At 73.4% G+C, this 11241-nt stretch carries 12 protein-coding genes; 4 read left to right on the top strand and 8 right to left on the bottom strand.

All coding sequences use genetic code 11. The annotated features are described in order from the left end of the window. The coding region (locus FXF50_RS18110) for a S8 family peptidase (RefSeq protein ID WP_148429309.1) at positions 1 to 1608 on the bottom strand (1608 nt) is incomplete at its 3' end. A 220-nt stretch (positions 1609 to 1828) separates the two neighbouring features. Here FXF50_RS18110 and FXF50_RS18105 point away from each other — a divergent pair. After that, the gene (locus FXF50_RS18105) at positions 1829 to 2431 is read left to right on the top strand and encodes a hypothetical protein (RefSeq protein WP_148429307.1); all 603 of its coding nucleotides are present in this window, start codon (positions 1829 to 1831) and stop codon (positions 2429 to 2431) included. On the opposite strand, the gene FXF50_RS18100 is transcribed toward FXF50_RS18105, so the two are convergent. From FXF50_RS18100 to FXF50_RS18090, 3 genes are all read right to left on the bottom strand, one after another. Then, positions 2399 to 2800, bottom strand: coding sequence for a hypothetical protein (locus tag FXF50_RS18100; RefSeq protein WP_148429305.1), 402 nt, complete (start codon positions 2798 to 2800; stop codon positions 2399 to 2401). The genes FXF50_RS18105 and FXF50_RS18100 overlap by 33 nt on opposite strands. Before the next feature lie 157 nt (positions 2801 to 2957). Next, positions 2958 to 3179, bottom strand: coding sequence for a DUF397 domain-containing protein (locus tag FXF50_RS18095; protein ID WP_091316132.1), 222 nt, complete (start codon positions 3177 to 3179; stop codon positions 2958 to 2960). Beyond that, positions 3149 to 4030, bottom strand: coding sequence for a helix-turn-helix transcriptional regulator (locus tag FXF50_RS18090; protein WP_091316135.1), 882 nt, complete (start codon positions 4028 to 4030; stop codon positions 3149 to 3151). Before FXF50_RS18090 ends, FXF50_RS18095 begins: the two co-directional genes overlap by 31 nt. A gap of 628 nt (positions 4031 to 4658) precedes the next feature. Between FXF50_RS18090 and FXF50_RS18085 the strand changes: the two genes are divergently transcribed. Then, positions 4659 to 4946, top strand: a complete 288-nt coding sequence (locus FXF50_RS18085; protein ID WP_148429303.1) for a hypothetical protein — start codon at positions 4659 to 4661, stop codon at positions 4944 to 4946. Positions 4947 to 5045: 99 nt separating this feature from the next. Further along, positions 5046 to 5480 (top strand): hypothetical protein, encoded by a 435-nt coding sequence (locus FXF50_RS18080; RefSeq protein ID WP_187399714.1) that lies wholly within the window; start codon positions 5046 to 5048, stop codon positions 5478 to 5480. 51 nt (positions 5481 to 5531) lie between these two features. Here FXF50_RS18080 and FXF50_RS18075 read toward each other — a convergent pair whose 3' ends face one another. Further along, positions 5532 to 6416, bottom strand: coding sequence for a PASTA domain-containing protein (locus FXF50_RS18075; protein ID WP_148429298.1), 885 nt, complete (start codon positions 6414 to 6416; stop codon positions 5532 to 5534). A 102-nt stretch (positions 6417 to 6518) separates the two neighbouring features. Next, positions 6519 to 7208 carry a PASTA domain-containing protein gene (locus FXF50_RS18070; RefSeq protein WP_148429296.1) on the bottom strand — a complete coding sequence of 230 codons (690 nt, stop codon included), beginning with the start codon at positions 7206 to 7208 and terminating at the stop codon, positions 6519 to 6521. A 115-nt stretch (positions 7209 to 7323) separates the two neighbouring features. Between FXF50_RS18070 and FXF50_RS18065 the strand changes: the two genes are divergently transcribed. Then, the gene (locus tag FXF50_RS18065) at positions 7324 to 8787 is read left to right on the top strand and encodes a hypothetical protein (RefSeq protein WP_255510087.1); all 1464 of its coding nucleotides are present in this window, start codon (positions 7324 to 7326) and stop codon (positions 8785 to 8787) included. A gap of 67 nt (positions 8788 to 8854) precedes the next feature. On the opposite strand, the gene FXF50_RS18060 is transcribed toward FXF50_RS18065, so the two are convergent. Together FXF50_RS18060 and FXF50_RS18055 are read right to left on the bottom strand one after the other, a co-directional pair. Further along, positions 8855 to 10333 (bottom strand): glutamate--cysteine ligase, encoded by a 1479-nt coding sequence (locus tag FXF50_RS18060; RefSeq protein WP_148429294.1) that lies wholly within the window; start codon positions 10331 to 10333, stop codon positions 8855 to 8857. A gap of 252 nt (positions 10334 to 10585) precedes the next feature. Beyond that, positions 10586 to 11167 carry a YceI family protein gene (locus FXF50_RS18055; RefSeq protein ID WP_148429292.1) on the bottom strand — a complete coding sequence of 194 codons (582 nt, stop codon included), beginning with the start codon at positions 11165 to 11167 and terminating at the stop codon, positions 10586 to 10588. Positions 11168 to 11241 lie beyond the last annotated feature (74 nt).

The raw sequence follows: 11241 nt of genomic DNA, 5'->3' as shown, positions 1-11241 counted from the left end.
CACACCCGAGGTCGACGACCAGACGGTGTTGCCGGACTCGAAGCCCGGGTTGCCCAGCTTCTGACCGGCGCCCGTGCAGCCACCGGTGCCCGTGACGGTCAGTGAGTACGTCGCCGTCTTCGTGCCCGACGCCGCGGTGCCGCTGATCGTCACCGCGTAGGTGCCGGCCGGCGTGCTCGCCGAGGTGGCGATGGTGAGGGTGGACGAGCCGCCCGAGGTCACCGTGGCCGGGTTGAACGAGGCGGTGGCGCCGCTCGGCAGGCCGCTCGCGGAGAGGCTGACGGACTGGGCGGAACCGTTGGTGGTGGCGGTGGCGACGGTGGCGGTCACCGAGCCGCCGGGCGCGGTCGAGCCGGAGGTGGGCGAGACCGAGACGGAGAAGTCGTTGGTCGGCGGCGGGGTGGTGCCGTTGACCACGTAGAGCAGCCGGTTCGGGGTGCCCGTGCCCACGTTGGTCACCACGTTCGGGGTGGCGTTGTTGACGAGGCTGTCCCGCACCTGCTGCGGGGTCCACGAGGGATTCGCCGAGAGCACGAGCGCCGCGGCGCCCGCGACGTGCGGCGACGCCATGGAGGTGCCGCTGATGGTGTTGGTGGCGGTGCTGCCCGTGTACCAGGCGGAGGTGATGTTCACGCCCGGCGCCAGGATGTCGACGCAGGTGCCGTAGTTGGAGAAGCTCGCGGCGGCGTCGTTGTTCTGCGTCGCCCCGACGGTGATCGCGGACGCGACCCGCGCCGGTGAGTAGTTGCAGGCGTTCTGCCGGTTGCCCAGGATGTCGCCGTTGCCGGCCGCCACGGCGTACGTGATGCCGGAGTTGATGGAGTTGGTGACCGCGGTGTCGATGGAGCTGTTGGCGGAGCCGCCGAGGCTCATGTTCGCCACCGCCGGCTTCACCGCGTTCGCGGTGACCCAGTCGATGCCGGACACCACCTGGGCGTTGGTGCCGCTGCCCTGGCAGTTGAGCACCCGGACCCCGACGATCTGTACGCCCTTGGCCACCCCGTACGAGGAGCCGCCCACCGTGCCCGCGACGTGCGTGCCGTGGCCGTTGCAGTCGTCGGCGGAGCCGCCGTCCACCGCGTCGAAGCCGGAGACGGCCCGGCCGCCGAAGTCGTTGTGCCCGAACAGCACGCCGGTGTCGATGATGTAGGCGCGCACGTTGCTGGCCGTGTTCGGATAGGTGTACGAGCTGTTCAGCGGCAGGTTCCGCTGGTCGATCCGGTCCAGGCCCCAGGACGGCGGGTTCGTCTGGGTGCCGGCGATCGAGACCGTGTGGTTCTGTTCCACGTACGCCACGGCGGGGTCGGCCGCGATCCGCGCGGCGGCCTTCGCGCCGACGGTGAGCTCGAAGCCGCGCAGGGCGGCGCGCCACGTGCGGGCGACCGTGCCGCCGTGCCGGGCGGTCAACCGCTGCGCGGTCTCGGTGACCCGGCTGGGGGCGACGGCGTTGTCCTTCAACACCACGATGTAGCTGTCCGGCACGGCGGTGGGGCCACCGGCGGCACGGATCCCGCCGGTGGGTTCGGCGGCCGCGGCGGGTGACGCGGCGGCCGCGAGCATGGTCAGGGCGGTCATTCCGACGAACACGGACCTGTGTGGGAGACCCATCTCCCTACCTCCCTCCGACCGGCACAGGACCGTCCACCCGGTGAGGCACAGGCGAATCGACGCTGACCGATCATTAAGAGGCTAGGCCAGCAGCGGAAACACTGTGAACATGCCGGATCCGCCATAACGCCGGTGGGATGACCCCTACGGGAGGGCGTACGGGAGGAACCGGGGTGCCGGCCCGGATCCGGCCGACGCGCGACCGGGCGAGGCTGGAGCCATGGACGAGCATCTCACCGTGCTGCTCCCCCTCGCCGCCGTCTGGCTGGCGGCCGGCGTGGTGGCGGACGGGCTGCCCCGGCTGGACCGCGCCCGCGCGCTGCGCCGGCGTACCGGATGGTTGTCCGCCCTGGTGCTCACCGGCCTGGCGCTGACCGCGGCCGTGCTGGCGGCGGGCCTCCAGAGCGCCGGCACGACGGCGCTCGACCGGGCCGCCGCCGGGCTCACCCTCGCGGCGGCCCCGGCGCTGGTCGTCGCGGTCTGCACGGTACGCCGGATCCGGTGGCTGCGGGCCGGCGCGGGCGCGTTCGCCGCCGCGCCGGACACCCCGGCCCCGCACGGGCTGCGCGCCGCCGCGGCGCACCCGCTGATCGGGCTGCCGCTCCAGGTGACCGCGCTGGCGATGCTCGGCGCGGTGCTCCCGGCCGCGGGCCTCGATGTGTTCGCCACGCCGGCCGTCGCCGGGCCCGCGACCACCGTCGCGGTGCTCGGCGTGATCGCCATCGGGGTACGCCACGCCCTGCGGCACAACCGCCTCGCCGAGCGGGCCCTGCCGCCGGCGGCCGCCACGTCAGCGCGTGCGGCCGGTCCCCTGCACGTATAGCAGTTCCAGGATCGCCCGGGTCGCCTCGAACCAGCGGTCCAGCCAGCCGGGCGGGGGCACGCTGCCCTTCGGCGGCAACTCCATGAGCAGCCCGCGCAGCAGCGGGTGGTCCACGAGGGACTCCTGCGGCTCCATGGGCCAGCCGCTCGGCGGGAAGGACGGCTCGGTGAGCGGGTTCGGGTCGAGCGACGGCAGGGAGAGCGGCGGGGCGGGCTGCTCCGGTGCGGGCGTGTCCCGGCCGCCGATCTCCGCGTCGCCGGAGCCCACCTCGGTGAGGACGCTGTCCCGGCGCGCCCCGCGGTACTTGCCACCGAACCGCTCGGGCTTGCCCGGACCGTTGGTGAGATTCTCTGAACCGATCGTCGTCATCCGTCTCGCCTGCCTCGTTCGGTTGCCGATCTGTGCGGTTCAACGAGGCGGAACGGAACTGGCGACGGGTGCTCGGAACCGGCCGCGGCGCCGACGACATGGTCCCGCCCGGCGACGTTGCCGAGCGGGACCACGCTCTCCGGGGCGGGACGCCGGATCAGCTCCGGCCGAACGTACCGCCCCTGGCGCCGGCGACGAAGGCGTGCCAGTCACCCGGTGCGAAGACCAGGGCCGGGCCTTTCCTGTCCTTCGAGTCCCGGACGCCGACCGCCCCGGTCACGTACGCGACCTCCACGCAGTTGTCACAGTTCGGCCCGCTCTTCGAGCTCTTGAACCACGTCGCCTGCGTCAGGTCCACGGGGAACTCCTTGGTCGCCATTTCCACAACGGCTCCTCTGCCAATTTTGCGATGTGTGCGATGGATTCCTCCGGGCGAATGGCCGCGGCTCGAATGTGATCGAAGATGAAGCTGTACTTCTGTAGTTCGTCGCTCTTCTCCAGGAAGAGCCCACCCGTGGCGTTCTCCGCGTACACGACATCGGGATCACTCGGTTCGGGGAAGCTGAGGATCGTGAAGGTCCCGTCCATGCCGGCGTGCGCACCCACCTCGAAGGGCAGGACCTGCAACGTCACGTTCGGCAGTTCGGCAACCTCCACCAACCGTCTGAGCTGGCCACGCATCACCGCGTCGCCGCCAACCGGCCGGCTCAGCACCGCCTCGTCGAGCACCACCCACAGATCGACCGGATCGTCCTGGGTCAACAACGACTGACGGCCCAGTCGGACACGCACCCGTTGTTCGACCTGTTCGGCGGAGAAGTCCGGCCGAGCGGCCCGGATCATCGCCCCCGCGTACTCCTCGGTCTCCAGCAGGCCCGGCACGACCTGCTGCTCGTACGCCCGGATCGAGCTGGCCGCCGCCTCCAGTCCCACGTACGCCCCGACCAGCACCGTGCTGTACGGATGCCACCAGCCCTTCTGCCGGGCCTCGCGAGCGATCTGCACCAGCTCGTCGCTCTCGGCCCCGACCACCCCGTAGATGCGGAGCATGTCCCGCACGTCACGGGGTGTCGCGGTGGTGTGGCCGGTCTCGATACGCGAGATCTTGGAGGCCGAACACTCCAACTGCTCGGCGACCGTCTCGATGGTGATGCCGGCAGCCTCACGCTGCCGTCGAAGTTCCGCCCCCAGGCGTCGACGCCGGATGGTCGGGCTGCGCCGTTCGCTCACGACGCCACCCCTCGGGTCGATGGACGGGGAATCCCATTCCTCGCGCGCACCCGGCTACCTCCGGTCGGTCGCGCCCGGTCTCACACCCGCCGGGGCGCGACCGGCGTACGGCGGGTGAGCGTTCGCGGCAGGGGGTGGTGCCGGTCATCGACCGGCCGCGTCGGGCGAAACCGGCGTCCAGTGTGCCGCCCCGGGACCTGAGGCTTCAAGCGTCCCGTTCACGTGTCGCGCTCGCATATCAGCAAAAGACGACGTGCAACTTGCATGAAGCACGTCCCTGATGCACTCTGTCGGTATGGCACGGGTTACTCACCGTCTTCGCATGATCTCCGGGCGTGGTCGCACCACGGGCCGCGGGACGGCAGGAGGGGAGCCGTCCCGCGCCGAGCGACCTGCCCCGGGGTGAAGACCCCGCCGCTGCACGCCAGCTTGGCTGTGGCGGCGGGAGCGGTAGCCGGGAGCAGCCGGGTGATGGTCGGGTGGCGGTCCGCCACCGCGGGTACGGCCCGACCAGCACCGACCCACTGATCAGCCGGTCCACGAGGCAGATCCCCCGTCACCGGACCGACCTGTCCCCCCGATCAGCCTCGCCGGCCCGCCCGCCGGCCGATCCTCCCCAGGAGCCCATGTGCTTCCCCGCTCCGGTGACGTACTGCACGTGACTCGCGCGGCGAGTGTCCAGTTCCTCCGACCGATCATGTTCCGGGTGATCCGGGTGCTCGACTGGCCGACCTACGACGGTTGGCTCTGGCTCGACGGCTACGAGTTGAACGCGGCGGGGGACGCGGTCAACCGGCGGTCGATCTTCGTACAGCAGGAGGGGTTGCGGCACGTCCAGGCCGCGCCGGCCCCGCGTCCGCACACCGTCCGAACGGCCCGTCGTCCGGTGGTCCGGACCCCGGTCCGGGTCGGCTGACCTCACGAAACCCGGTCGGGGGGCGTGCCACCGCCATAGAATCGGTACGCCCACCCCGGCAAACGCTCCACCCCGCGCGCACCGGACCCTGAACCTGGGATGGTCATGGTCAATCTGCCCGCCGCGCGGCGGCACCACCGGTCCCATATCGGCTACGCCCTCGGGCTCCTCGCGTTCCTCGGCGCCGCGACCATGCTCGCGCTCGTGGTCCGCCACCCCGCCTTCTCCGCGACCACGGAGTTGACCGAGCCGGTCCCGGCTCCGGAGATCACCGTGGTCGGGGAGGGCGACCGGCCGGCCACCGAAGCGGACGAGGACCAGCCCGACGGGGTCGGCCCACCGGTGGCCGGCGCGTCGGGCGACGACGGCGGCCCCTCGGCGGAGGCAGGCGTCGGGGGCGGGGCAGGGGCGCTGGCCGACCGCCCCTCCGCCACCACCGACCTCAGCCGGTCGCTGTTCTACTCGGGGCTGCTCGGCCTCGCCATCTCGCTGGCCGGCCTGGGCCTGGTCGGGACCCGACGCCGCCAGTGGTGAACGCTCCGGCGGGCCAGCGGTGAACGCTCGCCGGGTGGCGATGGTGGACGGTCACGGCGTGGCGGTGGCCGTCGGCGCGGGCGCCGACGTGGAGGCGTCCGTCGTCGGGGCCGCGGCCCGGGCCACCACGATGGTGACCTGGTCTCCCTCGGCGACCGTCGCACCGGCCTCCGGGTCGGTGTCGATCACCGTCCCGGCGGGCTGGTCCGACGTCCGGTACCGCACCCGGTAGTCCACGCCCAGCCGGTCGAGCGCCGTGCGGGCGGCCGACTCCGGCAGCCCCACCAGCGGCGGCATCGGCACCTCGGCGACCGCCGTGGTGGTCGGCGGGCTGCTCGGCGGTGAACTGCTCGGCGCGGCCGTGCTCGGCGTGACACTGGTCTGCGGGGCGGTGCTCGGCACGGCCGATGGCGACAAACCCGGCTCGGCGCTCCGGTCCGCCGCGCGGAGAGCCAGCCAGACACCCACGCCGATCAGGGCGATCAGCAGCAGCGCGAGAACGCCCAGCAGGATCGGCATCCACCAGCGGCGACCCGCCTGCTCCTCCGTGTACCACTCGGTGCCGGTTTCCGGGTAGCCGGCCGGGCGCGGTGGCGGAACGCCGGCGCGTCCGGACCAGGCGGGGCTCACCGGCTCCGCGCGGGTGGCGTCCATCGGCCGCCGCGCCCCGGCGCCGCCGTCACCCCGAGGCAGCGGGCGGGTGGCATCGCCGGCCGCACCGCCAGCGGGGCCGTGCGGCATGGCCCTGGTCGCGTCGGCGTCCCCGCCGGCCGGGCCGTGCGGCATGGCGCGGGTGGCGTCGACGTCCTCGGGCTCCGCGGGATGGTCGGGCGGGACGGCGCGGGTGGCGTCCGGGTCGGCGCCGCTCCGGTCAGGGGGCAGCGCTCTGGTCGCGTCCGGGTCCCCGGCGGGCGGCTCCTGACGGTCGTCGCTCATCGCACGTCCTTTCCCCACCGGGACAGGGCGGCCTGACCCTCGATCGTCCACGGTAGCGGTCCGCCCGGCCATCGGCAGGCATCAGCGCGCCGGGCGGCCCGGTCACGGGGAGGGCAGCGGGCTGGCGGTCGGCGTCGTGGCGGGCTCCTCGCCGCAGGTGAGGGTGACCGGGTCGTTCCAGCGGGCCGAACTGCCGGCGACCGGGTCCTGCGCGGTGACCGGACCCTGGCGGCCGGTGCGGTAGCGGGGGTACAGCCCCGCCGCCACCAGGTCGTCGGCCGCGTCGGAGCAACTCTGGGCCACCAGGTCGGGCACCGGGACCGCGGGCGCCGGGCCGGCGACCCAGAGGGTGACCGTGACGCCGCGCTTCACCCGCGTACCGGGCTCGGGCGAGGTGCGCTCGACGGCACGGCCGGAGCCGCTGCCGAACACCAGCCGCCAGCCCAGCTTGCGGTCCCTCAACTCCCGTCGGGCCTGCTCGAAGTCGGTGCCCACGACCTGCGGCACGGTGAGGCCGGCCGGGGTGGTGGTGCGAGTGCCGGTCGGCCGGTCGTCGGCGGGGCTCGGCAGCGCGGCGGCCGGCGTGGTCGCCTCGACGGAGGAGATGGTGGGGGCCGCGGCGGGCGGTGCGGTGGGCCGGTCCGGTTCCCCGGCCAGGACCCAGCCGCCGCTCGCGCCGATCACCGCGAGCAGGACCGCCGCCAGGCCGCCACCGAGGAGCAGCCTGGCCCGGTCCGACCCCGGTTCGTCGCGTACCCCGGGCTGCCGGTCCGGGTACCCCTCGTCCGTCATCACGTCCCCCGCCTCAGTCAACGGCGACGGTATCCGGCGCCACCAAGCCCGTCCCGACCGAGCCGGCCGCCGCCACCACTCGCCGCGCCGACCCTGGGACGCTACGCTCCCCGGCATGGCCAGACGGGGCTGGGGAGGATCGACCGCCGCCGCGCTCGGCGTCGCCGCCGGTACGGGCGCCGCACAGCTCGGCTTCGGCTACGGGCTCGGCATCATCAACTGGGCGCCGGCCGGCGCCGCCCGGGTCGACGCGGCCTGGGTGGCCAGCCTCGCGTGGGCGACCTGGATCTCCGCCACCTCGGTGATCGCCGGCGCGGTCTGCGCCCAGCGGCTGCGCGGCGCCCACGACGAGGAGCCGGCGGGCACGCTGCCCCGGCTCGGCCTGGCGCTCGCCGCCGGGGTGGGCGCGTTGATCACCGTGCTGCTGGTGGCCGTGCCGGCCCGGGCGGCCCGGGTGCCGGCCACGTCCTCGCCGCAGGCCGTGGCCGCCGGATACGCCGTGGCCGGGCTGGTGCTCGGGGTGCTGCTGGCGACCTGGGCGCTGCACACCCGGGCCGCGGCCACCAACCTCGTCGCCACCACCGGCTGGCTGTGGCTGCTCGCCGTGGTCTCGGTGCTCGACGGGGTGCTCTCCGGCCGCGGCCTGACCACCGCCCAGCTCGGCATCTGGCAGATCAGCGCGGACAGCGGGCGGTTCTGGATCCGCGACTACTTCTACTGGCCCGGCGCGCTGCTCTCGCTCGGTTCGGCCCTGCTCATCGGGGTCCTGGCCGCCCGTGGGGCGGTCCGCGCGCCCGAGCGGCGGGTCGGGGCGGCGGCCTCCGGGGCGGCCGGTCCGCTGCTGGTCGCACTGGCGTACCTGCTCGCCGTGCCGAGGCTCGCCGGGATCGCCGCCGAGCACGTGTCGGCCCACCTGATCGCCCCGTACGCGGTGATCGCCGGGATCGGCGGCTCGGTCCTGGTGGCCGCGCTGGCCCAGCGCGCCGACCGCCGCGCCGCCGAGCGGGCCGTCGTGAACCTGCCCCGCCAGCGCACCGGTGGACCGGACCAGCTCACCGCCGACGACCCGGAGCCGACCACCGGCCCGGCGGAGGGCATGGAACCCCCGGCGGAACGGCCGCCCCGCCGGTTCTTCGGTCGGCGCGCCTCCGCACCGGGCGCCGAGCGCGCGGCCGGACCGGTGCCGGCCACGTCGGTCGACCCGGCCGGCGAGCAGGTCACGTCCGTCGGCACCCTTCAGGAGGCGGAGGCGGCGGGGCAGCGCGACGCGAGCGGCCGCACCGGTACGTCGCCCGACCCGACGGCAGCGGCCGGCGCCACGAGCGCGGGCCTGGGCACGGCGCCGGAGCGCACCACCGCCGGTCGACGCGGCCGGGCCGTGCCACCCCAGCGGCAGCCGGAGTCGAGTTCGCCGGCTGGGACCGGCCGGTCCACACCAGAACCAACGACCGGCGGACCGGAAGCGGCCACCGGCGAACCAGCGGGATCCGCGACCGCGGAACCGGCGGGCGACAGTGAGCAGGGAACCGGCGCGGCCGCGCCGACCACTGGACCAAAGGCCCGCCGCCGCAACCGCTGACCGCTGCCTGGCGTGGCCGGAGGCGTCACAGCCGGATCCCGATTACGTCAGCGGGTGCCAGCGGTGGTCAGTCGACGGGCCAGGTGTGCACGGGCTCGTTGCCGCGTTGCAGTTCGGCGTAACGCTGGACCATGTGGTGCAGCGCGGCCGCCCGGTCCATGCCCCGGTGCCGCTCAGCCGCCCACACCGTCTCGGTCTGCCAGACCGCGCCGTTGCGGCCGGTCCGGCAGCGCTCCTCGATCACCCCCAGCAGGCGGTCCCGCTCGGCCGGGGCGACGCCGAACCGGTCCAGCCCCTGCGCGGCGGTGGGCAGCAGCGTATCGAGGACGAGCGTGGTGACCGGCACGTCGCCGAGCCGGGGCCAGTGCAGCACGGCGTCGATGCCACGCCGGGCGGCGGCATGGAAGTTCTCCTCGGCCGAGCTGAAGGTGAGCTGGCTCCAGATCGGCCGGTCCGACTCGGCGAGGCCGCGGGCGAGGCCGAAGTAGAAGGCCGCGTTGGCGAGCATGTCCACGACGGTCGGCCCGGCCGGCAGCACCCGGTTCTCCACCCGCAGGTGCGGGCGGCCGCCCATGATGTCGTAGACCGGGCGGTTCCAGCGGTAGACGGTGCCGTTGTGCAGGCGCAGCTCGCCGAGCTGGGGCACGCCGCCGGCGTGCAGCACCTCGACCGGGTCCTCGTCCTCACAGATCGGCAGCAGCGGCGGGAAGTAGCGGACGTTCTCCTCGAACAGGTCGAAGATCGAGGTGATCCAGCGCTCGCCGAACCACACCCGGGGGCGTACGCCCTGGGCCTTCAGCTCGTCGGGACGGGTGTCGGTGGCCTGCTGGAACAGCGCGATCCGGGTCTCGGCCCAGAGCTGCCGGCCGTAGAGGAACGGCGAGTTGGCGCCGACCGCGACCTGCACACCGGCGATGGCCTGCGAGGCGTTCCAGTAGTCGGCGAAGCTGTCCGGCGCGACCTGGAGGTGGAACTGGAGGCTCGTGCAGGCGGCCTCCGGCGCGATGGAATCGGTGTGCGTCCGCAGCCGCTCGACGCCGCGGATGTCCAGCTCGATGTCCTCGCCCCGGGCACCGACGATCTGGTCGTTGAGCACGCGGTAGCGCTCGTTGGTGGACAGGTTGTCGGCGACGAGGTGCCGCTCGGTGAGGGTGGGCAGGATGCCGACCATCACGATCTTGGCGTCGGACTTGGCGGCCCGCTCGTCGGCGCGGCTCAGGCTGTTGCGCAGGTCCTGCGCGTAGTCGGCGAAGCCGCTGCCCTCGATGAGCCGGGGCGAGGCGTTGAGTTCCAGGTTGAACTGGCCCAGCTCGGTCTGGAAGAGCGGGTCGGCGATGTCGGCGAGGATCTGGTCGTTGCGCATGGCCGGCTCGGCGGCGGCGTCGACGAGGTTGAGTTCGATCTCCAGCCCGGTCATCGGCCGGTCGGCGTCGAAGCCGAAGTCGTCCAGCATCAGCGCGAACACGTCCAGACAGCGCCGGACCTTCTGCCGGTAGCGGACCCGGTCCTCGCGGGAGAAGGCGCCCTGCTCGACGTCTCTGCCCATGTGTCCTCCCGGCGCCGGCGCCACAGAACCGTACCGTTCCGCAACGCATTGTGAACCATTCACGTTGAGTGCGTAAGTGCGCCCCGGCCGCCGGACCGGAGGCCGGGCGCAGGTCTGCACTCCTACCCAGCCGCCCGCCGCCGCACCGCGCTCAACCTGCGAACAAGACGTGACAATTCGCACCACCCGGCGTACGACGACGGGCCCGCGCCGTCGGGTGACGGCGCGGGCCCGTGGGGTCGTACGCGGGGATCAGGCCTGGCGGACGGCCTCGCCCTCGATCTCGATCTTGATCTTCTTGCCGACCAGGACGCCACCGGTCTCCAGGGCGACGTTCCAGGTCAGGCCGAAGTCCTCCCGGTCGATCTCGGTGGACGCGGAGAAGCCGAAGATGTCCTGACCGAACGGGCTGCGGCCGACGCCCTCGAACTCGACCTCCAGGTCGACCGGACGGGTCACGCCCTTGATGGTCAGCTCGCCGGAGAGGACGAACTCGTTGCCCTCGCGGGACTTCACGCCGGTGCTGCGGAACTCCAGGGTGGGGAACTGCTCGACGTCGAGGAACTCCGGGCTGCGCAGGTGCGCGTCGCGGTCGGCCTGGGCGGTGTTGATGCTGGCCGCCTGGATGGTGGCGCTCACCGCCGACTGCATCGGGTCCTCGGCCACGGTGATGGTGGCGCTCGCCTCGGCGAACTCACCGCGTACCTTGCTGACCATCATGTGCCGGGCGACGAACCCGACGCGCTTGTGAGCCGCGTCCAGCAGGTAGGTGCCGGCGGTCGGGACGGTGAGACCCTCCCAGTCGCGGGTAACCGCTTCGGTGCTGCTGGTCATGGTGCTGTCCTCCAGGGGAGATTGTTTAGTAGCCCAACGACTGACTGAGCAACTATAGGCATAGCAATATTCCC

The organism is Micromonospora sp. AP08 (assembly GCF_008085935.1).
GTDB lineage: Bacteria > Actinomycetota > Actinomycetes > Mycobacteriales > Micromonosporaceae > Micromonospora > Micromonospora chersina.
The sequence above is the reverse complement of the archived record's forward strand: the minus strand, read 5'-3'. Positions and strand labels throughout refer to the sequence as shown.

Coding starts and splice junctions, on each gene's coding strand:
- FXF50_RS18105 (WP_148429307.1), top strand. CDS start 1,829: ATGGACGAGCATCTCACCGTGCTGCTCCCCCTCGCCGCCGTCTGGCTG.
- FXF50_RS18100 (WP_148429305.1), bottom strand. CDS start 2,800: ATGACGACGATCGGTTCAGAGAATCTCACCAACGGTCCGGGCAAGCCC.
- FXF50_RS18095 (WP_091316132.1), bottom strand. CDS start 3,179: ATGGCGACCAAGGAGTTCCCCGTGGACCTGACGCAGGCGACGTGGTTC.
- FXF50_RS18080 (WP_187399714.1), top strand. CDS start 5,046: ATGGTCATGGTCAATCTGCCCGCCGCGCGGCGGCACCACCGGTCCCAT.
- FXF50_RS18075 (WP_148429298.1), bottom strand. CDS start 6,416: ATGAGCGACGACCGTCAGGAGCCGCCCGCCGGGGACCCGGACGCGACC.
- FXF50_RS18070 (WP_148429296.1), bottom strand. CDS start 7,208: ATGACGGACGAGGGGTACCCGGACCGGCAGCCCGGGGTACGCGACGAA.
- FXF50_RS18065 (WP_255510087.1), top strand. CDS start 7,324: ATGGCCAGACGGGGCTGGGGAGGATCGACCGCCGCCGCGCTCGGCGTC.
- FXF50_RS18060 (WP_148429294.1), bottom strand. CDS start 10,333: ATGGGCAGAGACGTCGAGCAGGGCGCCTTCTCCCGCGAGGACCGGGTC.
- FXF50_RS18055 (WP_148429292.1), bottom strand. CDS start 11,167: ATGACCAGCAGCACCGAAGCGGTTACCCGCGACTGGGAGGGTCTCACC.